This window comes from Nocardia sp. NPDC023733, from assembly GCF_040639775.1.
Taxonomy (GTDB): Bacteria; Actinomycetota; Actinomycetes; order Mycobacteriales; family Mycobacteriaceae; genus Nocardia; species Nocardia rosealba.
The window spans coordinates 239,575-261,002 of sequence record NZ_JBFAAN010000004.1 but is presented as its reverse complement, the minus strand read 5'-3'; the positions used below and the strand labels follow the sequence as shown (position 1 = coordinate 261,002).

Sequence of the window (21,428 nt, the reverse complement as noted above, 5' to 3'; positions counted from 1 at the left end):
CGTCGGCACCGAGGCTGTCGCGTCGGCCATGTCGGCACCGGTGCGGCTATGACCTGGGCGCCGGTTCGGCGGGCCTGATCCAGTAGAACAGCGCCAGCGCGCCCGCGGCGCCGATCGTGATGGCCAGCGCCGTGAACCCGGGGGTCCGGTCGTCGGCGTTCACCCCGCCCGCTGGCCAGTTGCGCAGGCGGGTGGGGATGGCCCACAGGATCGACGGCAGATACAGCGCGCCGAGGGCCAGTACCGCGCTCGGCAGATAACTCACCCGCACCGAGGCGAAACCGTACCCGGCGACGGCGGCGAGCAACCCGGTGCCGATCACCCAGGTGACAGTCCAGCCGAAATCGTCGGTGAACAGGGAGAAGATCGCGATCGCGGCCGCACCGAGCAGCACCGGCCACGGCGACGGCCGCGCCAGCCCGGCCAGCACGGTGATCACGACCACCGCGATCACCACCAGCAGGTTCCAGCCGAGGCTCGGTGCGTCACCGAGCGAGTCGGCCACGGCGGCCAGGCTGACCGCGAGCAGCACGGCGGCGCCGTCACGATCGGGGAGCAGCAGGGCCGTGACGAAGGCGGCGGCGACGGTGAGGACCACCGCGAGTCCCACCTGTGCGGTGCTGGCGCGGCGTCCGTCGAATTCGCCCGAGAGCCATTCGGTGGTGAGCAGCAGGGTCAGCGCGAGCAGGGTGGTCGCGATGATCGGGGAGATCGGCAGGTCGGCTGCCAGCCGGGGCGGGGCACCCAGAATGACGCCGTGCTGGTGCCGTGCGGTGTTCACCGCGAGCAGGACAAGGGCGCACAGCACCAGCCACGTCGGGCTGTGCGCGGACTTGTCGGCCTGGGTCGAATTCGAGGTGAAGATGGCGACCACCTCGCCGTAGACGAACACCAGGATCGTCCCGACCGCGAACCCGACCGCGGGCCAGCGCATTCGCAACGAGCAGATCCCGAGCGCGCCGTAGGCCGCGCCGCCGCAGATGCTGTCGATGTAGTTCTGGGTGGTCAGCACATCGGCCGAGGTCATCAGGGTGCCGATGTAGTAGTTCACGGCCAGTGCCGCCGTCGCGCAGGTGGCGGCGAGCCAGACCAGCCCGGGCCGGGTGAGCGGACGAACCAGTACCGCGACGACCACCGCGACGATGAGCCCGAGCGCGGCGGCCCGGGGGACGCTGTTGACCAGGCTGGTGACCCGGTACGGCGAATCGAGCGACGAGGCCGCGGTGGTGCGGAACGTGAACGGCAAGAACAGCGCCATGCCCGCGACCGCGGCACCCGCGAACGCTGTCACCGCATCCAGACCATCACCGATCCTGGGCACGGTTCCGACGATACCGGCGAAACACGCACCACCTGGGAAATCAGCCCTCGGGGCGGTTCATCCCCGGTTGCGCGCGTACTCCCGCAACGATTCGACCTGCGCGGGGTCGAGCGAGGGACGTACGGTGCGGCGGGCGGTCGCCACGTCCTCGGCGGTGACATCGGCGGCTGCCATATCGCGGCGCAGTGCCGTGAGGGCGGCTTCGCGCAGCAGGGCGGCGCAGTCGGCGGCGGAGTAGCCGTCGAGGTCGTCGGCGAGGGCGGCCAGGTCGACGTCGTCGGCCAGCGGCACCGAACGACCGGCGGTGCGCAGGATGTCGAGCCGCGCGGCCGCGTCGGGCGGCGGAACGAACACCAACCGTTCCAGCCTGCCCGGGCGCAGCAGGGCGGGGTCGATGAGTTCGGGCCGGTTGGTCGCCCCGAGCACCACCACATCGCGCAGCGGCTCCACCCCGTCGAGTTCGGTGAGCAGGGCGGCGACCACCCGGTCCGACACTCCCGAGTCGCTGCTCTGTCCCCGGCGTGGGGCGAGCGCGTCGACCTCGTCGAGGAAGATCAGCGACGGCGCCGAATCGCGGGCCCGCTGGAACAGTTCGCGCACCGCGCGCTCCGATGAACCGACCCACTTGTCCATCAGCTCAGCGCCTTTCACCGCGTGCACACTGAGCTGTCCGGTCCCGGCCAGGGCCCGGACCAGGAAGGTCTTGCCGCAACCGGGCGGTCCGTAGAGCAGCACGCCACGCGGCGGCTCGATACCGAGCCGGGCGAACGAGTCGGGGTGGCGCAGCGGCCACAGCACCGCCTCGGTGAGCGCCTGTTTGGTTTCCACCATGTCGCCCACGTCGTCGAGATCGAGGGAGCCGATGGCCAATTCCTCGGTGCCGGAACGCGACAGCGGCCGGATGACGTCGAGCGCGCCGATGAGGTCGTCCTGGGTGAGTTCGGGCTCGGCCTGTTCCCGGCTGGCCCGACCGGCCGCGCGCACCGCCGCCTCCCGGCACACCGCGGCGAGATCGGCGACGACGAAACCCGGTGTGCGCGAAGCGATCACATCGAGGTCGAGCTTGCCCGACGGCACCTTGCGCAGCAGCTGTTCCAGCAGCGCGCGGCGCACGAGTGCGGTCGGCAGCGGCAGTGCCAGCTCGCGGTCGCACAGATCCGGTGCCCGCAATCGCGAATCCACCTGTGCCGGATGCGCGGTGGTCGCCAGCAGCGCGACGCGTGGCTCGCGGACGGCGGCCCGTAACTGGTCGAGGATGAGGGTGGCGACCGGGTCCGCCTCCAGCGGCAGCAACGCGTCGATATCGGTGACGATCAGCACCCCGCCCTGGCCGGTGGCGATATCGGCGACCGCCTCGGCGACCTCACGCAACCGCGCGCCGCTCTCGCTCGCCCCGACACTCGGCCCGTCGAGTACGACGACGCGGCGCGGCGCGGCGACCGCTTCGGCGAGGGTCGCCTTGCCCACGCCTGCGGGACCGGTGATGAGCACGCCGAGATGTGCCGGTGCGCCGAGGACTTTCAGCAGTTCCGGCTCGTCGAGCGCCAGACTCAGCCATTCGGCGAGCTTGGCAGCCTGGCTCTGCACGCCGGCCAGATCCTCCACCGGCACGGGCGCGCTGCCCGCGCTCACCGTCGGCACTTCGAGCGAGGTGGCGAGCGGGCCACCGTCGCGCTCCACCGCGTGCTGCACCGCCGCCGCGCCACTACCCCAGCCGACCGCCGAATTCGGTTGCACACTCACCGGACCCGGCCGTGGATCGATCGCGGTGACCGTGAGCAGCTCGGTGGTCCAGGCGATCCCGAATGTGCGCGCCAGCGCCTGAGTTGTCGCCGCGGAGCTGATGTCGGGGCCGAGGTCGCGCGGCAGCAGCGACACCGTGTCGCCGACGGTGACCACCTTGCCGAGCAGGGCCTGGCGCAGCGTCACGGCGGGAATGCTCGCCATCGCCTGCGCCGAACCGCTGAGCGAGATCTGCTTGGCGCCGAACACCGTCACCGGGGCGACGGTCACTGCCGCGTTCTCCCGCAGACCCACATTCGACAGGGTCACATCGTCGAGCAGGGCGACGCCGGGCGGACTGCCCGCGGGCGCCTTGGCGACCACCGCGGCCGTGCGCCGTGCGCCGATCAGCGCGATACCGTCCCATTCCCGCAGGCCGAGCGCCGTGAGCGTCTCCGGATGCAGACGAACCACCCCGCGACGGGCATCGGCGGCCGAGGGATTGAGACGAGCGGTCAGCGAAAGTTCAGCCACCGTGCCATTCTGCCCGCTGCCCGCACCCGGTGCTGTGGACGATCAGCGATCGATTGGCTCATCCCAAGGTCGGAGTCTGTACGCTGCACCCGACGCGCCGGACGTGCCGGCGCCGCGATCCACCGGGGAAACCAGCAGATGAACCGAATCTCTTCCGTCGTCGCGACTGCCGGGGCACTCACCCTGATCCTGGCAGGCTGCGGTTCCACCGACGAAGCCACCGACGCCTCCGGCCTGCGCAAGGGCACGCCCGCGAGCACCACCGCACCGGCCACGACCACGTCCAAGGCGGCCGCGAGCGGTTCGCAGGTCACCTGCTCGGAATTCAAGTCACTCGACAACGACGCGCAGACGCGGGTCATCGAGCAGATCCTGGCCGACAATCCCGGCGGTCCGTTCGAGGGCAGCCCGAACGTGGCGCTCGGCACCGCCAAACTGGTGTGCCTGGCACCGGGCAATGCCGACAAGACGGTGGCCGAGGCCGCCGGGATGACGCCCTGACCTCAGTGGATCAGTGACTGCCAGTTCTCCGGCACCCGGCCCGCCGGGCCGGGAGCGGGTTGCTCGGCGGGATGACTGGTCGGCGCCGCGAGTTCGGGTCCGCCCTCGTACATCTCGTTGGTCGCGAAGTTCCAGAACCAGTCCTCGCCGGGCTCGTAACTCTGCATGAACGGATGACCGGTGCTGCCGTAGTGCCGGGTGGCGTGCTGGCTGGGGGAGCTGTCACAGCAACCGATGTGCCCGCACTGCGCGCACCGGCGCAGGTGCACCCACCAGCCTCCGGCCTCGGTGCACTCGGCACACCCCGGCCCGCTGGGCGGCACCGTTGGATCGATTCCTTCTGGCATTCGCTGACCTCCGTTTCCAGGCGGCTCGCGCCGCGGGGGTTCTCGGCGTGCTTGGAACCCTACGACCCGGCGGGTACCTGCTGTGCGGGTTGCAAGGGCAGGCGCACGGTGAACCGCGTGTCGCCGGGAACGGAATCGACGCGGATATCACCGTCGTGTTTGTTCACCACGATGCGGAACGAGATGTCCAGGCCGAGACCGGTGCCCTCACCGACCGGTTTGGTGGTGAAGAACGGTTCGAAGATGCGGTTGCGCGACTCCTCGGGAATCCCGGGACCCGTATCACCGATTTCGACTGCCACACAATCGTTCTCGCGGTAGGTGCGCACGGTGAGGGTGCCCTCGCCGCCCATCGCGTAGACCGCGTTGTCGATCAGATTCGTCCACACCTGGTTGAGTTCGGCGGCGAAGCACGGCACCGGCGGCAGGGCGCGGTCGTAGTCCTTGACCACCCGCACACCGTCACCGAGTTTGCGGTTGAGCATCACCAGGGTGGAATCGAGCAGCTCGTGCAGGTCGACGACCTGGTACGGCGCCCGGTCCATCTGCGAGTACTGCTTGGCCGCGCCGACGAGCGTGGAGATGCGGCCGGTGGAGTCGACGATCTCGTTCAGCAGCAACTCGGTCTCGATGGTGTAGTTCAGCCAGCGCACCGCGCCCTCGAACACGTCGGCATGGCAGGCCTGCAGGGTCGCCTTCACCCCTTCGAGCCAGTCGACGTCGAGACCGGCCTGCACGAAGGTGGGCGCCAGGTTCCAGCCGTCGGCGATGCCCTCGTCGGTGAACCAGTCGGCGAGGGCGTCCTCGCGGTCGGCCGCCTCCAGCGGGGACAGGTCCGGCGCCTTGGCCACCTGTTCGGCGGCCTGTTCCTGCAGCTCTACCAGGTGCACGAGGGCCTCGGTGGGGAACTTGCCCTCGGCCATCATCTTGAGCTTGTGCCGCATCCCGGCCACCCGCTCACGCAACCCGGCGGTGGCGCGCACAGCAGCGGCGGCGGGATTGTTGAGCTCGTGGGTGAGCCCCGCCGACAGCGAACCGAGCGCCACGAGCCGCTCGCGCTCGGCGATGCGCTGATTCGACCGCCGCCCACCGAAGAACGCGCCCTCGAGCAGGTGCACCGCCATCGGGAACCACGCGTGCATCATCCGCGAGAAATCGGCCGCTTCGAGCACGAGGAACCGGGAGCGGCGCAGCACGTACATCGACCCGTTGTAGTTCGGCTCGGCCTTGTCGCCCAGGTACGCCGTCCACGCGCCCGCGTACACACCGCGCTGATCGGTGCGGTTGGTCTCCACCTCCACCCCGCCCGAGAGCTTGGTCAGCTTCACCTCGCCGTCGATGAGCACGTAGAAGCAGGTCGCGGGTTGGCCCTCGAGGAACACCGGCCCCGGATCGACGTATTCGATGCGACCGGCCGCACACAGCTCGGAAAGCTGTGCGTCGTCGAGCTTTTCGAACAGGAACAGAGTTCGCAGTTCTTCGGGATCACAGACCGACATCACGCCTCCTACGACAGGTACCGGTGCACGAACATCACGGCCATGGCGCCTTCGCCGACCGCCGAGGCGACCCGCTTGGCCGACTCGGCGTGCACGTCACCGGCCACGAACACTCCGGGAACGCTGGTTTCGAGGTGGTGCGGTGGGCGCGGCAGCTCCCAGCCTGCCGGGCGCGCGCCGTCGACGAGCAGGTCGGGGCCTGCCAGCACGTAACCGGCGTCGTCGCGAGCGACGACACCGTCGAGCCAGTCGGTCTGCGGTGCGGCGCCGATGAACAGGAACAACCGTTGCGCGTCGACCTTGTCCTCGGTGCCGTTGCGGTTGTCGCGCAGGACGATCCGTTCCAGATGCTGGTCGCCGTCGGCGCCGGTCACCTCGGTTTCGGTGTGCACGGTGATGTTCGGGATCTGCGCGATCTGCTGAATCAGGTAGTGCGACATCGACTTCTCCAGCGAGTCGCCACGCACCACCAGGTGCACCCCGCGCGCGTGCCGCGACAGGAACACCGCGGCCTGCCCGGCGGAGTTCGCGCCACCGACGATGTACACCTCCTGCTCGGCGCATTCGGTGGCCTCGGTCATCGCCGAGCCGTAATACACGCCGCGCCCGGTGAATTCGTCGACACCCGGCGCCGGATGACGTCGATAGTCCACGCCGGTGGCGATGAGAACCGTGTGCGCGCACAGTGATCCACCATCGGCGAAGCGCACGGTGCGCGCCGAGCCGTTCACCTCCAGACCGACGACCTCACGGGTGGTGACGATCTCGGCACCGAACTTGGCGGCCTGCCTGCGTGCGCGGTCGGCCAGTTGTGCGCCCGAAAGCCCGTCGGGGAAGCCGAGATAGTTCTCGATGCGCGAACTCTGCCCGGCCTGCCCGCCGGTCGCGGTGCGCTCCACCAGCACGGTGCGCAAACCCTCGGAGGCACCGTAGACGGCGGCGCCGAGCCCGGCCGGACCACCACCGACGACGATCAGGTCGTAGAACTCGTCACTGGCTTGCACGCTGAGACCGCAACTTTCGGCCAATTCGCTGTCGGTCGGCTGGATCAGTGCCTCGCCGGCCTGGGTGATGACCACCGGACACGACTGCGGGTCGGCGCCCGCCGCCTCGAGCAGCCGGGCACCCTCGGGTTCGTCGCGCGGGTACCAGCGATACGGCAACTGGTTGCGCGCCAAGAACTCTCGCACCTGTGAGGATCGCGGCGACCACCGGTCACCGACCACCTTGGTCTCGTAGACGGGTCGCTGTTCGGCGCTGCGCCAGGCGTCGAGAAGTCCGTCGATCACCGGATACAGCTTCTCCTCCGGCGGATCCCACGGCTTGAGCAGATAGTGGTCGAGATCGACGACGTTGATCGCGTTGATCGCCGCGTCGGTGTCGGCGTAGGCGGTGAGCAATACGCGGCGCGCGTACGGGTGCAGGTCCATCGCCTGCTCGAGGAATTCGATGCCGTCCATCCCCGGCATGCGGTAATCGGCGATCAGCACAGCCACCGGCTGACCGCGCAGCTTCATCTCACGCAGTGCCTCGAGGGCCTGCGGACCCGATTCGGCACGCAGAATGCGGTAGTCGGCGCCGAAGCGGCGGCGCAGGTCGCGCACCACCGCCCGCGAAACGCCGGGATCGTCGTCGACGCTCAGAATGGCCGGTTTGGTCATGGCGGGATTGCTCACCCCGCAAGTATCTCCTGCGAAAGCTGGTGAGTCTTTTCCCGGAGGGGCCCGAAGGGCCCCGACTCGAGCGCGTCAGCGCTCCATGTCACAGCTGGCGCTGCAGTACCAAGTCGAGCTCGCTGGGGGTGAGCAGGCGTTCGAGGCGTTCGTCGCGTTTGCGGCGGGTGAAGGCGCTGCGCAGGGCGAAGCTGTCGTCCGGCTCGATGGTGGGGAGCAGCGGAACCTCGTTGATGTGCCTGCGTGGCAGGAGTGAGCGCAGTTTCACGGCCGATCACCTCGGGGTCGACGACGGGTATGCCGGGCGGCTGAGCCTCTTCGGTCAGCTACTTCGATTAGCGAAGAGTTTGCCAGCATGTCCGAGTTGGTGCAAGCGGGACGGGGTGGACACGGCCGAAGGGGCCGGTCGGTGACCTGCTTCGGTGCAGGTCACCGCCGTCGTTGTGAGATTTGCCGAGTCAGGACTTCCAGGCGGGCATGGTGACCACCTGTGCGGCATAGGACAACCCGGCGCCGAAGGCGATGAGCAGGGCGGTGTCGCCCGGCTTCGATTCGCCCTTGCGCAGTAACGCCTCCATGGCCAGCGGGATCGAGGCTGCCGAGGTGTTGCCCGCCTCCTCGATGTCGTTGGCCAGCGCGCAGCTCTCCGGCAGCTTCAGTACCCGGGCCATGATCTCGATGATGCGGCCGTTGGCCTGGTGCGGGATCATCGCGTCGAGGTCGTCGGTGGTCAGGCCCGCGCGATCGATCGCCTCCCGGCACACCTTCTCCAGCGAGTGCGCGGCCCAGCGGAACACCGCCGTGCCCTCCATCGTGAGATACGGCCGCACCGCCTCGACGCCCTTCTCCTCGATCTCGGCGAAGAACTCCATCCAGTCCTTGCTCTGGCGGATGGCGTGGTGCTGGGTGCCGTCCGAACCCCACACGGTCGGGCCGATGCCCTGCTCCGGCGCGGGCCCGACGATCACCGCGCCCGCGCCGTCGGCGAACAGGAAGGCGGTGGAACGATCGGTGAAATCGATGGTGTCGGTGAGCTTTTCGACGCCGATCACCAGCACGTGCTGTGAGGTGCCGGCGCGCACGAGGTCCGAGGCCATGCCGATGGCGTGACAGAAGCCGGCACAGCCCGCGGAGATGTCGAACGCGGCGGCGCCGGTCATGTCGAGGTCGGTGGCGATGCGCGGCCCGATGGCCGGGGTGAGCAGCAGGTGGGTGGACGTCGCAACGATGACGCAGTCGACCTGATCGGCGGCGACACCCGCGGCGGCCATCGCGTCACGCGCGGCGGCAACGCTCATGGACTGCACGGTCTCCGATTCCGAGGCGAAGCGGCGGGTCTTGATGCCGGACCGGGTCTGGATCCACTCGTCGCTCGAGTTGATCGGGCCCGCGACCTCGTCGTTGGTGACCACCCGGGCGGGGCGGTACACGCCCAGCCCGAGGATCGCGGTGTGCTCCGCGCCAGTCGTCTGGGCGATTCGAGCAGCCATGCGTATCTCCTCTGTACCTGGCAACCTGCGGGTTGCACCGCTGGGTGTACCTGAAGCATCGAAATCGGTCCCTCATCGCCCGTGACCCCTGCGTGGACAACATGTGAACGCGCAGACATGAGGCCTCCTCATATTAGCGCGAAAATCTGTCCGAAGAGTGTCGATTGTCACAAGAGCCGCGGGGTATAACTGTGAGACGAGGCGATAGCTAGCCGACCCTTCGAGGGAACGAGGTACACAATGCTCGGACTCGGGATCATTGGTTGGATCATCATCGGCGGACTCGCCGGATGGATAGCCAGCAAGTTCATGAAGACCGACGCCCAGCAGGGGATCCTGCTCAACATCGTCGTCGGTGTCGTCGGTGGCCTGCTCGGCGGCTTCGTCCTGAAGCTGTTCGGCGTCGACGTCGAAGGCGCGGGCTGGATCTTCAGCTTCATCACCTGTCTGGCCGGTGCCTGCCTGCTGTTGTTCCTGGTCGGACTCTTCACCGGGCGCAGATCAGTGCACTGACGGCCACTGCGGGCGACGGGCTTCCCGTAAGGTGTGATCGCTGTTGTCATCACACGAAAGAGGGAGCCCGTGGCACGCCGCCCCACCCCGCCCGGCACGCCCGAGACCACCGGCGTCGGCCATGTCGTCGACCTGGTCCGGGCCGCTGTACCTCCGCTGCACCCCGCAGGCCTGCCGTTCGTGGCGGCACCGCTGGCGGTGGCGGTCGTCGGCGGACGCAACAAGTGGGTTCGGCGGGTCGGTCTAGCCGCCGCGGCGGCCTGCGCAGCCTTCTTCCGGCACCCGCACCGGGTGCCGCCCAACCGCGCGGGCATCGTCGTCGCACCCGCCGACGGTGAGATCGCGCTCGTCGACACGGCCGTGCCGCCCGCCGAACTCGGCCTCGGCGAGCAGCCGCTGCCGCGAGTCAGCATCTTCCTGTCTGTGCTCGACGTGCACGTGCAGCGCGTGCCCGTGTCCGGCACCGTGCGCGAGGTGCTGCACCAGCCGGGCAAATTCCTCTCCGCCGACCTGGCCGAGGCCTCCGACGCCAATGAGCGCAACAGCATGCTCATCGAGACGGCCGAGGGCAAGCAGGTCGTTGTCGTGCAGATCGCCGGGTTGCTCGCGCGCCGCATCGTCTGCGACGCCCGCGTCGGCGATCAGCTCACCATCGGTGACACCTACGGACTCATCCGGTTCGGTTCCCGCGTGGACACCTACTTCCCGGCGGGCACCGAACTGCTGGTGACCCCCGGTCAGCGCACGATCGGAGCCGAAACCGTGCTGGCTGTGCTGGGATGATCGAACAGGCGCATTCGGCTCGCCGCCGTCGGCCGCGTTCGGTCCGGTTGCTGCCGAGCATCGTCACCATCCTCGCGCTGTGCTCGGGGTTGTCGGCGGTGAAGTTCGGGCTCGACGGTGAACTCGGCATCGCGCTGGCCATGGTCGGTGCCGCCGCCGTGCTCGACACCCTCGACGGCCGCTTGGCGCGCATGCTCGACGCCACCTCCAAGATGGGCGCCGAACTCGACTCGCTCTCCGACGCCATCTCCTTCGGCGTCGCGCCCGCGCTCGTCCTCTACGTCACGCTTCTCGACGGGTACAGCGCGGGCTGGATCATCGCCCTGATGTACGCGGTGAGCCTGGTGCTTCGCCTGGCCAGGTTCAACACCCTGCTCGACGACGATTCCCGCCCGAACTGGGCGCGTGAGTACTTCACCGGTGTGCCCGCGCCCGCGGGCGCCCTGATCGCGCTGGTTCCGATCGCGCTGAAGGTGCAGTTCGGCGACGGCTGGTGGGACAGCTTCACCTTCGTCGCCGTGTGGACCACCTTCGCCGCCCTGCTGTGCGTGAGCACCATCCCGACGCTCGCCATGAAGTCGGTGTCGGTGGCACCGCAGGCCGCCGCCGGTCTGCTGGTGCTCGTCGCGGTCGCGGCCGCGCTGCTGGTGACCTACCCGATCGTGCTGCTGCTGATCCTGGTCGCGCTGTACCTCGGTCACATCCCGTTCGCCTGGCGCTCGGCGCGCTGGGTGGCAGCGCGCCCGGAGACCTGGCAGCACAAACCCGCCGAGCGGCGGGCCCAGCGGCGCGCGCAGCGCCGGATGCCGCAGATCCGTCGCCCGGCGATTCGCGGGTCGGCGCGGTTGCGGTTACGTCGGCCGCGCGACGACTAGCTGCCCGGCGAGACGCCGCCCACATCCTGCTGATCGCCGGTCCGGGCGGGCGGTACCGTAGCGCCACTACGGCAAGGGAGTGCGGGTGGAATCGGACGGGATCACGGAGTTCTCTCAGCACAGGTCCAGGCTGTTCGCGCTGGCGTATCGCATGTTCGGTGCCGCGAGCGAGGCCGAGGACGTGGTGCAGGAGGCCTACCTGCGCTGGGCCGCCGCCGACCGGACCGCCATCGACAATCCCGAAGCCTGGCTGACGACGGTCACCGTGAACCTGTGCCGCACCGAGCTGGCGTCGGCGCGTGCCCGGCGCGAAACCTATGTCGGCCCGTGGTTGCCCGAGCCGGTGCCCTCCGGGGAATTCGGTCCGCTGGAAACCGTCGAGGAACGCGAATCGGTTTCGCTGGCGCTGCTCACCGCGATGGAACGGCTCAACCCGGTGGAGCGGGCGGTGTTCGTACTGCGCGAGGCGTTCGGTTACCCGCATGCCGAGATCGCGGCGATGCTCGACCTCACCGAGGCCAACTCGCAGCAGATCCTGCATCGGGCCACCACCCGGGTGCGCGGCGGGAAGCGGCGCTACCCGGTGCCGAGCGAGCAGGTGCGTGCCCTGTTCGAGCGATTCATGTCCGCCGCCGCAACCGGTGATGTCGCCGGTTTGCGCGCCATGCTGGCCGCCGACGTGGTGAGCACGGCCGACGGCGGCGGCAAGGTGACCGCCGCCCGCCGCCCGGTGACCGGCCCCGACCAGGTGTCGCGCTACCTCGTCGGACTCACCAAGTTCCTCACCCCGGCAGCGACATTCGCCTTCGACGAGGTGAACGGCGCGCTCGCGTTGGTCGTGCGGGCCGACGGTGTGCAGGCCAGTTCCGTGCTGTTCTTCGAAGTCGACGAGGCCGGTCTGGTCGACGAGGTCCTCATCGTGGTGAACCCGGACAAACTGGACCGATTCGCGGCGTGAGCCGGATCACCACCGCGACCTGTCAGGAAAGCGGGGGCTGTCCGGTCTGGAGGGTGTCGGCACATCGAGAGGAGCCACACCATGACCGGTCAGCATCGGATCGTCGTTCTCGGCGCGGGGTACGCGGGTCTCGCGGCGGCCCGCCGTCTGGCGCGCACGTCGCGTGACACGACGATCACCGTGGTCGATTCCCGCGCCGAGTTCGTCGAGCGTGTGCGGTTGCACCAGGAGGCGGCGGGGCAGCGGATCAAGCGCTGGGAGCTGCGGAAGTTGTTGGAGCGCAAGGGGGCAGAGTTCGTTCAGGCCAGAATCTCGGGTCTCGACCCGGTGACCAAGCAGGTTCATCTCGAGGAGCTTGCCGACGGCGGCACCTCGGTGGGGCAGGCCGGCCAGTCCGATCAGTGGTCGGGCGACGGCGCACCCGAAGGCACTGGTCGTCGGCAGGCCTCGGACATCGGTGAATGGTCACTCGCCTACGACACGTTGGTCTACGCGCTCGGTAGCGCGGCCGATCGGTCGGGTGCACCGGGCGTGGCCGGATACGCGCGGTCTGTCGCGACGCCCGAGGATGTGCGTGCCCTGCCCGAGGGGCGGGTCGTTGTGGTCGGCTCCGGGTCGACGGGCATCGAGCTGGCGGCGGAACTCGCCGAATCGCAACGGTATTCGGCGGTGACTCTGCTCGGCGCCGATGAGCCGGGCGCCTGGTTGTCGACGCGGGCCGTCGAGAGCATCCGCGCCACGCTCACCCGGCTCGGGGTGGAGATCCGGTCGTCGGCGAAGGTCGTCGAGGTGCTGCCGATAGGTGTTCGGCTCGCCGACGACACCGTCATCGAAGCCGAATCAGTGGTCTGGACAGCTGGTTTCACCGTTCCCGATCTGGCTCGCCGCGCCGGCCTCGCGGTCGACGAACACGGCCGCATCCGGACCGACGCGACCCTGCGCTCGATCTCCCACCCCGACATCTACGCCGCCGGCGATGCGGCGCTGATCGCAGGGCCGGGCGATCGTCCGCTCCGTATGGCTTGTGCCACGGCTATTCCCGCAGGTGGTTACGTGGCCCGGGCGATTGTCGCCCGTGCCAAGGGTGTCGAGCCGGAGCCGATGAACTTCCGCTACCAGCTCCAATGCCTCAGTCTCGGCCGCCGCGATGCCGTCATCCAGGTGCTCAATGCCGACGACACTCCCGGAGGGCGCGTGATCCGGGGCCGCACCGGTGCGGTGGTGAAGGAACTGATCGTGCGCGGTGCCGGAATGGCGGTCGGCCTGCGCTGACAGCCGCAACCGCCGCCGTGTCAGATGCCCGACGCTGAGGGCCTGTCGGCTCGGGAGTCGGCGCGCACGGCACTTCGCGCCACGGCGGTGATCCGCCAGGCCCACGGGGTGAGGGCGATCAGGGTCAGTAGCGCGAGCCACGGCAGGCGCCACCACCAGCGCAATTCGTAAGTGGCGGACGGTGGTTCGGTGACGAAAGGTCGGGCGGTGGACGACCAGGCGACGAAGGCGTCACCGATCGGGACCAGGCCGAACGCATAACGTTTCGAGCTGGGCAGGTCGATCGGCAGGCCGAGTAGTTCACCTTCGGCGGCGAGGGCTCGGGCCAGGGCGTCGTCTCCGTTGACGCGGGCGGCGCCCTGGGCAACCACCGTGGCCGACAAGCTGATGCCCGCGATCAAAGGCCCCGAGTCCACATCACCGCTGCCGTCCACGCCGTGTGGATATTCGCGTATCGCGGGCCCGAAACCGCCAGGGTGCGAGAGGAATCGGTTGCGGAACAGCGAGTACTGTGCTCGCGCGAATTCCGGATCGATCTCCGGCAGGAACCGGTGAATCACCGCTTGGGAGGTCGCCCTCGAGCCAGTGCTCGTCGAGCCGTCCACAGCGGAAACCTGGTGGGGGAGCAGGCCTGTGGATGGGTCGAGGCGCGACCGCGCGTGATCCAGCCACCGCTCGATCACCGCCGAATGGCGCGCACCGAACAGCTTGTCGTGCAGACGAAGCGAGGCGATCGCGACCGTGGAGTCCACCGGCCACGCCTGCCCTCGATATGCCTGCAGAAACGGAGTGTCGGACGCCGCGAACGCCTGCGCGATCTCCTGACTGTGCTCGGAGAACCGTTGAACCTGAACGGAGTCCGACGAGTCGAGCGTCAGGATCGCCCCGCGCAACCAGTTCGTCCACCCTGCCCAGAAGATCCCGTAGGCGGGTTGCAATTGCGGACTGAACACCGCCCGCCCCTCCTCGGATTCCAGTCGTGCAAGCGCCCACCGCGATTCGCGCACGGCCTGCGAGCCAAGTCCGGGCTCGGCGTGCGCGGCCTGCACCCAGGCCAGTCCGTAGAGCGCATTCGAGAACAGATGTCCCTCCGGAAACTGTTGCTGCGCTGCCGTATCGGCACCGTCGTCCAGGGCTGCGCGCAGAAACGACAATTGCCGTTCCGTTGAGCCCGGTATTTCCCCGGCTCCTGGCTGTGGCAGCAGGAAGCGTCCCGCCGCGATCAGGCAACACGCGGTCACCACTACTCCCGCGACCCGCAGGATCCACCCCGAGATTCTCCCCATACCGCCCACTCTGCCATCAACGGATCGTCAACCAAGGGTTGACGAAGCGGTATCGTCAACTTAGAGTTGACGCATGAGCACACCGAACATCCGCCTCGACGATCTGATCGACGGCATCAAGAAGGCCCGTCCCGACAATGTCCTCGAACAGCTCTCCGACGCCGTGGTCGTCGGAGACCACATGGGCGAGGTCGCCGACCACCTCATCGGCCACTTCGTCGACCAAGCCCGCCGCTCCGGCGCCTCCTGGACCGACATCGGCGCCAGCATGGGCGTCAGCAAGCAGGCCGCGCAGAAGCGTTTCGTTCCCAAACAGCCCGGCGACGCCGCCGCCATGGACCCGCAGGCCGGGTTCGCCAAGTTCACCCCGCGTGCACGGCAGGTCGTCGTCGACGCGCAGGAATCGGCGCGCACGGCGGGCAACGACCAGATCACCCTCGGGCATCTGATCCTGGCCCTCATCGGCCAGTCCGAAGGTCTCGCGGCCAAGGCGATCGAGGCCCGCGGTGTCGAACTCGACGCTGTTCGCGAAGCGGCCACCGCGGGGCTGCCCGGCGCCGCGGACGATGTACCCGCGCTCATCCCCTTCGACGGGGAGACCAAGAAGGTGCTGGAGCTGACGTTTCGCGAGGCTCTTCGCCTCGGCCACAACTACATCGGCACCGAGCACATCCTGCTCGCGCTGCTCGAGCACGAGAACGGCTCGGGCGTGCTCAGTGACCTCGGCCTGGACAAGGCTGTTGTAGAGGCCGACCTCGTCGCGTTGCTCGAACAGTTCCTCGCCGCCAAGGGTGATTCCTGACCGTCGGTCGTCTCCGGTGCGGTGCGGCCGTGCCGGAGGCGACCTTGCACTCTCGTCACCCGAGTGCTAAAAATGGCTTTGGCACTCACGTCTGTTGAGTGCCAGGTCGGGACGGTGAGATCGGGTTCCATCGACACCCTCGGTCGTCCGTCGCGGGCACCGCACCTGGCCAGCGTACTTGGGGACGATCCAACCTGTGGTCGTCTCGTGTGTCAGCCATAGACATGTGGAGGATCTCAACGCAATGGCCAAGACAATTGCGTACGACGAAGAGGCCCGTCGCGGTCTCGAGCGGGGTCTGAACGCCCTCGCCGACGCTGTCAAGGTGACGCTGGGCCCGAAGGGTCGCAACGTCGTGCTCGAGAAGAAGTGGGGCGCCCCCACGATCACCAACGATGGTGTGTCCATCGCCAAGGAGATCGACCTCGAGGACCCGTACGAGAAGATCGGCGCCGAGCTGGTCAAGGAAGTCGCCAAGAAGACGGACGACGTCGCCGGCGACGGTACGACCACCGCCACCGTGCTGGCCCAGGCGCTCGTGCGTGAAGGTCTGCGCAACGTCGCGGCCGGCGCGAACCCGCTGGGTCTGAAGCGCGGCATCGAGAAGGCCGTCGAGGCCGTCACCGCTCGCCTGCTCGACTCCGCCAAGGAGATCGACACCAAGGAGCAGATCGCCGCCACCGCCGGTATCTCCGCCGGTGACCCGGCCATCGGCCAGCTCATCGCCGAGGCGATGGACAAGGTCGGCAAGGAAGGTGTCATCACCGTCGAGGAGAGCAACACCTTCGGGCTCCAGCTGGAGCTCACCGAGGGTATGCGCTTCGACAAGGGCTACATCTCCGGTTACTTCGTCACCGACCCCGAGCGTCAGGAAGCGGTCCTCGAGGACCCGTACATCCTGCTCGTGTCGTCGAAGATCTCGACCGTCAAGGACCTGCTGCCGCTGCTGGAGAAGGTCATCCAGGCCGGCAAGCCGCTGCTGATCATCGCCGAGGACGTCGAGGGCGAAGCCCTGTCGACCCTGGTCGTGAACAAGATCCGTGGCACCTTCAAGTCCGTCGCCGTCAAGGCTCCGGGCTTCGGTGACCGTCGCAAGGCCCAGCTGGCCGACATCGCCATCCTCACCGGTGGCGAGGTCATCAGCGAAGAGGTCGGCCTGTCGCTGGAGACCGCCGGTCTCGAGCTGCTCGGCCAGGCGCGCAAGGTCGTCGTCACCAAGGACGAGACCACCATCGTCGAGGGCGCGGGCGACGCGGAGGCCATCAAGGGCCGCGTGGCGCAGATCCGCACCGAGATCGAGAACTCGGACTCGGACTACGACCGTGAGAAGCTGCAGGAACGTCTGGCCAAGCTGGCCGGCGGCGTCGCGGTGATCAAGGCCGGTGCCGCCACCGAGGTCGAGCTCAAGGAGCGCAAGCACCGCATCGAAGATGCCGTGCGCAACGCCAAGGCCGCCGTCGAAGAGGGCATCGTCGCCGGTGGTGGCGTGGCCCTGCTGCAGTCGGCGCCCGCACTGGACGACCTGAAGCTGACCGGTGACGAAGCCACCGGTGCCAACATCGTGCGCGTCGCGCTGTCGGCCCCGCTGAAGCAGATCGCCTTCAACGCCGGCCTCGAGCCCGGCGTGGTCGCCGAGAAGGTCTCGAACCTGCCCGCGGGTTCCGGCCTGAACGCCGACTCCGGCGAGTACGAGGACCTGCTGGCCGCCGGCGTCGCCGACCCGGTCAAGGTCACCCGTTCGGCCCTGCAGAACGCGGCCTCCATCGCGGCCCTGTTCCTCACCACCGAGGCCGTCGTCGCCGACAAGCCGGAGAAGTCGGCCCCCGCCGCCGACCCCACCGGCGGCATGGGCGGCATGGACTTCTGATCGGTTCGATCAGCTAGTTCTACAAGTCCACGAAGGCCGGTCCACTCTCGAGTGGACCGGCCTTCGGTCTGTCCGACAGGAGCATGAAGTGGCGTTCGCCCGTCATCCGGCGAGTAGTCAGGCGCGACCGATGAGCAGGCGAAGGCAAACGCCGATCGTGCCTGCGAGTAGTCCGATCTAGCCGACAGGCGTCAGGCGGAGGCGTTCGGCTAGTTCGTTGAAGATGTAGAAGTTGGGGATGGTGTTGACGGGGGCCAGCGACATCCACATGCTTGCGACTTTGAGGCGGATGTGGCCGCTGCGGGCGTCGATGAGTTGGATGTTGGTCCAGGGGAAGTGTTCGCCCTTGTAGGTGAGGGCGTCGAGGGAGAGGCCGAGGTCGCCGAAGTTCACGGTTTCGCCGTTGTCGATGGCGGCCACCGCCAGGGGGAGTTGGGTTGCGGTGACGGCGGATTGGATTGCGCGTGCCCATTCGCGGGCGCGGGCGAAGCCCTCTTCGTCTATTTCGGCGCGGCCCGCGGGACCGGTGAGTTCGAGGCGGTAGGCGACGGGAACCGTGTCGTGGAAGGGGATTTCCTCCTGCCGCACCTCGGTGGTGTCCCACCGGAAGCCGGCGACGCGCTGACCCGAGTGGTACACCGTGACCCCGTATTCGAACAGGTCGATGCGGGCGGCGCGGTTCTGCCGGTTGATGATTCCGCGCCGGAAAGCGAGCATCACCGGGACCGCGGCGATCATGAGCAGTGCGATGGCACCGGGCCACGCGCCGACGATCAGGCAGATCACCCCGATGAACGCGATGCAGCCCGCGACGATGCCGCACCCGCGCACGAAGGTGTCGTCGGCCGGAGTGGCCAGGAAGGTGTCGCGGTGCGCACCGAGCTGCTGGTACTCCGCCATGAGGTGTATCAGCTGGGTCAGGGGCACGGGGTGGCGAGCCTCGGCTACGGTCTCCGGCCTGTTCGGAGTGATCACTTGTCCCTCCATGAGGCGTTTCATCCGCGGCGAAGCGTATTCGACCGGCGCAGATAACGCCACCTGTAGGGCGCCCGGAATCCGCCCACGACCGGCCTGGACACCATCCATACGCATGCGTATGGTTTGAGCAGGGGCACCGCTGAGAGGTTGGATGAATGATCCGCAACATTCACGAGCGAACAATTCAGGCACCGGCCGCACAGGTCGGCGAACTGCTCGACAAAGTGGCGATTGCGGGAAACCCGTTGTGGCCCAGCGAGAAATGGCCACCCTTGGAGCTGGACGGCCCACTGGCCGAAGGCGCGACAGGCGGCCACGGTTCCACTCTCTACACCTGCACCGCCCACCGCCCAGGTGAATTCGTCGAGTTCACCTTCACGCCCGGTTTCATGCTCGAAGGCACCCACACCTTCGAGGTGATCGGCAAAGGCACGTCAAGCGCCCTGCGCCATGTGATCTCGGCCGAAACCCGTGGCGTATCCGGATTCCTGGGCTGGCACCTCGCCATTCGTCCGCTGCACGACGCCTTGCTCGAGGAACTGCTCGACAACGCCGAAACCGCCGTCGGCACCCCGCCCGCGCCGTACCGCCGGCCACTGCGCGCCCGGCTGCTCTACTGGACTTTCGTCAAGCTCGGCCTCGACTGACTACATCAGCCGTTCGAGAATCGAATCGACCAATTCGCTGGTGGCGGGCAGGCTTTCGGGAGAAACGCGCGCCAGCTGATTGATCCCGTGATAGATACCGACGGCCACCGCCGCCCGCGTATCCGCCTGCTCAGCGGCCACTCCGAGCAGACGCAACTGCGCGGCCACGTACTCGATCCGCCGCGCGGCGACCCGTCGCATGGCAGCGGCGACCGCGGGCTGGTCGATGGCGGCCAGCAACGCCAGTTCCTCACGGCCTTCGGTGGCGTAGTCGATGACATCGGTGAACAGCACCCGCAGCCGCTGCGCGGGGTCGGTGAGCTTCTCGAGCGCGGCGATCACCTCGTCGGTGCCCTCACGTTCCCAGTGCGCGAGGACGGCGTCGACGAGCGCCGGGCGGTCTTTGAAGTGCCAGTAGAAGCTGCCCTTGGTGGCGCCGAGACGTTTGGCGAGCGGTTCCACAGCCACGCCGGCGAGACCGTTCTCGCCGAGGGCGACGATCGCGGCGGCGACCCAGTCGTCGGCGCTGAGCCTGCGAGCGGAGGGTGACTTCACAGCCATACGCTATCGAATGGCCGCGCTAGGCTCGAGTGGTGGAGTTTGTCGACGAAGGCGCGGGCCCGGCGATCGTGTGCGTGCACGGAATCCCGGGTTCGGTCGACTGGTTCGGCGCGGCCGCCGAGCGGCTGACTCCCCGTTTCCGGGTGATCCGGGTGGACCTTCGCGCCGCGCCGGAGGATTTCGCCGCCCCGGCCAGATCAGCGCCCATCGCGGCCCTGCTCGAGGAACTCGACCTGACCGACGTGACGGTGGTCGGCCATTCGTTCGGCGCGGAGATCGCCCTCGAGCTGGCAGCGCTGCCCCGTGTGGCACGCGCGGTGGTGGTCGGGCAGAGCCCGGACTACACGGCCGCGCGGATTCCGGGTTTCGCCCGCTGGGTGGTCCGCCCGTGGTCGGTGCGGCTAGCGCAGCGCTGGACGCCCGGTTTCGTGATCCGCCAAGGCAATCGGACCTTGTTCGCCCCGCGGTTCCGCTACGCGTCGGTGCCCGGTCTCGCCGAGGCGGTCGTGCGCGACTTCCGGTCGGCCGCGCCGACGGGCCTGGCCTATGCCGTCGGTGCCCGCGCCGACGACTTCGCCGCCCGGCCGCTCGACGCCAGGGTGGCGGCGCTGGACGTACCGGTGCTCGCCGTGCACGGCCGCCACGACCACCTCTACGACGCCACCGCCACCCTCGCCCGTTTCGCCGCCGCCGGGGCGCGCACGCATCTGGTCGAGCACGCGGGGCATTCCCCGCAGGTCGAACAGCCGGACGAATTCGTCACTGTGCTGGAGGAATTCGTGCGGTCAGAACCCGTCGATCGCTGACACCACGAACGGCCCCGGCTTCTCGTCTGTGCCCATCGGGCCGCCCTTGTCGAACTGAGACGACACGATCAGCGCCCGGTCCCCGGAGTGCACCATCGTGGTGGGGATGCTCAGGGCGGGATCGTGGAATTCGCGTTCCCGCGCGGCCGCGCCGCCGTGGTCGGTGACGGTCCAGCGGCTGATGGTGTTGTCGGTGTTGTGCACCACCCACAGCGTGTCGCCGCGCAGTTCCAGGCCGTCGCCGTTGCGCACGGTGCCGCCGGTCAGTGCCACCTTGCGAATCGGCTCGGCGCCGGTGAGGTCGATCCGGTACAGCTCGCCCGCCGACATCGCGACGACGAGCAGGTAGGTGCCTGCCTCGTCGGCGACGACCCCGTTGAGTTCGAAGGTCTTCGGGTCGCGTGGTCCGAGCACCGGTGCGAGATCGGCGGCTACGGTCAGCTCGCCCCGGCCTTCGGTGGCGTGCGCGAGGGTGGCGCGGTAGACGACATTGCGGATGCTGTCGGTGAGGTAGGCGCTGCCGTCGGCGCCGAAGGCGAGGTCGTTGACGAAGCGCGGTCGGGTGTCCGGGACATCGAATCGGGCGAGCAGGGCGCGAGAACCGGTGTCGTACACCATGACTCCCGCGGTCGAGTCGATCACCCACAGCCTGCCGTCGCGGTCCACCCGTAGTCCGTTGGTTGTCTTGCGGCCGTCGGCGCCTGCCGGGAGGAATACCTCGGCCGTCGCCGCGTCCGCTCCCGCGCGGAACACGGTGCCGTCGGCGTAGGAGCCGACATAGGTGGTTCCGGTGCGTGGATCGAGCGCGATGCCCTCGGGGTAGACGGCCGCGCCCGGCAGTCCATATGCGGTGCTCAGGACGGGTGGCGCGGCCGGGTCGTCGGTACCGCAGGCGGTGAGCGCGAGGCAGGCGACGGCCATCGCGAGGGTCCTGATCATGGTTAAGCCTCTCGTTCACGTAACGCAATACATCATCGAACGAACAGAAATGTA

The 21,428-nt window shown here is 68.5% G+C and carries 21 protein-coding genes; 10 read left to right on the top strand and 11 right to left on the bottom strand.

Annotated elements, in window-relative coordinates; genetic code table 11:
• Positions 1 to 46 precede the first annotated feature (46 nt).
• Entirely contained in the window at positions 47 to 1,321 is a 1,275-nt protein-coding gene (locus AB0F86_RS19665) for a hypothetical protein (protein ID WP_225278378.1), read from the bottom strand.
• 57 nt (positions 1,322 to 1,378) lie between these two features.
• Positions 1,379 to 3,577, bottom strand: coding sequence for an AAA family ATPase (locus AB0F86_RS19660; protein ID WP_225278379.1), 2,199 nt, complete (start codon positions 3,575 to 3,577; stop codon positions 1,379 to 1,381).
• A gap of 138 nt (positions 3,578 to 3,715) precedes the next feature.
• Between AB0F86_RS19660 and AB0F86_RS19655 the strand changes: the two genes are divergently transcribed.
• On the top strand, positions 3,716 to 4,078 hold the full coding sequence (locus AB0F86_RS19655; protein ID WP_225278380.1) for a hypothetical protein: 363 nt from the start codon (positions 3,716 to 3,718) through the stop codon (positions 4,076 to 4,078).
• A gap of 2 nt (positions 4,079 to 4,080) precedes the next feature.
• On the opposite strand, the gene AB0F86_RS19650 is transcribed toward AB0F86_RS19655, so the two are convergent.
• From AB0F86_RS19650 to AB0F86_RS19630, 5 genes are all read right to left on the bottom strand, one after another.
• A complete protein-coding gene (locus tag AB0F86_RS19650; RefSeq protein WP_225278381.1) occupies positions 4,081 to 4,425 on the bottom strand; it encodes a UBP-type zinc finger domain-containing protein in 345 nt (114 codons plus the stop codon).
• Positions 4,426 to 4,484: 59 nt separating this feature from the next.
• Entirely contained in the window at positions 4,485 to 5,924 is a 1,440-nt protein-coding gene (locus AB0F86_RS19645) for an ATP-binding protein (RefSeq protein ID WP_356985362.1), read from the bottom strand.
• Positions 5,925 to 5,932: 8 nt separating this feature from the next.
• Positions 5,933 to 7,600 carry an FAD-dependent oxidoreductase gene (locus AB0F86_RS19640; protein WP_356985361.1) on the bottom strand — a complete coding sequence of 556 codons (1,668 nt, stop codon included), beginning with the start codon at positions 7,598 to 7,600 and terminating at the stop codon, positions 5,933 to 5,935.
• An 85-nt stretch (positions 7,601 to 7,685) separates the two neighbouring features.
• Positions 7,686 to 7,865: a hypothetical protein gene (locus AB0F86_RS19635; RefSeq protein ID WP_067642018.1), complete on the bottom strand. Its 180-nt coding sequence runs from the start codon at positions 7,863 to 7,865 to the stop codon at positions 7,686 to 7,688.
• A 190-nt stretch (positions 7,866 to 8,055) separates the two neighbouring features.
• Entirely contained in the window at positions 8,056 to 9,087 is a 1,032-nt protein-coding gene (locus AB0F86_RS19630; protein ID WP_356985360.1) for a beta-ketoacyl-ACP synthase III, read from the bottom strand.
• Positions 9,088 to 9,327: 240 nt separating this feature from the next.
• Here AB0F86_RS19630 and AB0F86_RS19625 point away from each other — a divergent pair, with 240 nt between their 5' ends.
• From AB0F86_RS19625 to AB0F86_RS19605, 5 genes are all read left to right on the top strand, one after another.
• Positions 9,328 to 9,600 (top strand): GlsB/YeaQ/YmgE family stress response membrane protein, encoded by a 273-nt coding sequence (locus AB0F86_RS19625; RefSeq protein ID WP_225278385.1) that lies wholly within the window; start codon positions 9,328 to 9,330, stop codon positions 9,598 to 9,600.
• A 69-nt stretch (positions 9,601 to 9,669) separates the two neighbouring features.
• Positions 9,670 to 10,383, top strand: coding sequence for a phosphatidylserine decarboxylase (locus AB0F86_RS19620; protein ID WP_225278386.1), 714 nt, complete (start codon positions 9,670 to 9,672; stop codon positions 10,381 to 10,383).
• The gene (locus AB0F86_RS19615) at positions 10,380 to 11,258 is read left to right on the top strand and encodes a phosphatidylcholine/phosphatidylserine synthase (RefSeq protein WP_225278387.1); all 879 of its coding nucleotides are present in this window, start codon (positions 10,380 to 10,382) and stop codon (positions 11,256 to 11,258) included. Before AB0F86_RS19620 ends, AB0F86_RS19615 begins: the two co-directional genes overlap by 4 nt.
• 85 nt (positions 11,259 to 11,343) lie before the next feature.
• A complete protein-coding gene (locus AB0F86_RS19610; protein WP_356985359.1) occupies positions 11,344 to 12,216 on the top strand; it encodes an RNA polymerase sigma-70 factor in 873 nt (290 codons plus the stop codon).
• A gap of 81 nt (positions 12,217 to 12,297) precedes the next feature.
• Positions 12,298 to 13,488 carry an FAD-dependent oxidoreductase gene (locus AB0F86_RS19605; RefSeq protein ID WP_356985358.1) on the top strand — a complete coding sequence of 397 codons (1,191 nt, stop codon included), beginning with the start codon at positions 12,298 to 12,300 and terminating at the stop codon, positions 13,486 to 13,488.
• A 20-nt stretch (positions 13,489 to 13,508) separates the two neighbouring features.
• Here AB0F86_RS19605 and AB0F86_RS19600 read toward each other — a convergent pair whose 3' ends face one another.
• Positions 13,509 to 14,774, bottom strand: coding sequence for a hypothetical protein (locus tag AB0F86_RS19600; protein ID WP_356985357.1), 1,266 nt, complete (start codon positions 14,772 to 14,774; stop codon positions 13,509 to 13,511).
• 73 nt (positions 14,775 to 14,847) lie between these two features.
• Between AB0F86_RS19600 and AB0F86_RS19595 the strand changes: the two genes are divergently transcribed.
• Together AB0F86_RS19595 and groL are read left to right on the top strand one after the other, a co-directional pair.
• A complete protein-coding gene (locus AB0F86_RS19595; protein ID WP_356985356.1) occupies positions 14,848 to 15,576 on the top strand; it encodes a Clp protease N-terminal domain-containing protein in 729 nt (242 codons plus the stop codon).
• Positions 15,577 to 15,820: 244 nt separating this feature from the next.
• Entirely contained in the window at positions 15,821 to 17,443 is a 1,623-nt protein-coding gene (gene groL, locus AB0F86_RS19590) for a chaperonin GroEL (protein ID WP_225278392.1), read from the top strand.
• Positions 17,444 to 17,620: 177 nt separating this feature from the next.
• Here the strand turns inward: groL and AB0F86_RS19585 are convergent, their stop codons facing one another.
• Entirely contained in the window at positions 17,621 to 18,418 is a 798-nt protein-coding gene (locus tag AB0F86_RS19585; protein WP_356985355.1) for a DUF6585 family protein, read from the bottom strand.
• Between the two features lie 158 nt (positions 18,419 to 18,576).
• Here AB0F86_RS19585 and AB0F86_RS19580 point away from each other — a divergent pair, with 158 nt between their 5' ends.
• On the top strand, positions 18,577 to 19,068 hold the full coding sequence (locus AB0F86_RS19580; RefSeq protein ID WP_356985354.1) for a hypothetical protein: 492 nt from the start codon (positions 18,577 to 18,579) through the stop codon (positions 19,066 to 19,068).
• Here the strand turns inward: AB0F86_RS19580 and AB0F86_RS19575 are convergent, their stop codons facing one another.
• On the bottom strand, positions 19,069 to 19,623 hold the full coding sequence (locus tag AB0F86_RS19575; RefSeq protein ID WP_225278395.1) for a TetR/AcrR family transcriptional regulator: 555 nt from the start codon (positions 19,621 to 19,623) through the stop codon (positions 19,069 to 19,071). It lies immediately after the preceding gene.
• A 38-nt stretch (positions 19,624 to 19,661) separates the two neighbouring features.
• Between AB0F86_RS19575 and AB0F86_RS19570 the strand changes: the two genes are divergently transcribed.
• Positions 19,662 to 20,435 (top strand): alpha/beta hydrolase, encoded by a 774-nt coding sequence (locus AB0F86_RS19570; protein WP_225278396.1) that lies wholly within the window; start codon positions 19,662 to 19,664, stop codon positions 20,433 to 20,435.
• Here the strand turns inward: AB0F86_RS19570 and AB0F86_RS19565 are convergent.
• Positions 20,415 to 21,374, bottom strand: coding sequence for a superoxide dismutase (locus AB0F86_RS19565; RefSeq protein WP_356985353.1), 960 nt, complete (start codon positions 21,372 to 21,374; stop codon positions 20,415 to 20,417). The genes AB0F86_RS19570 and AB0F86_RS19565 overlap by 21 nt on opposite strands.
• Positions 21,375 to 21,428: the final 54 nt, after the last annotated feature.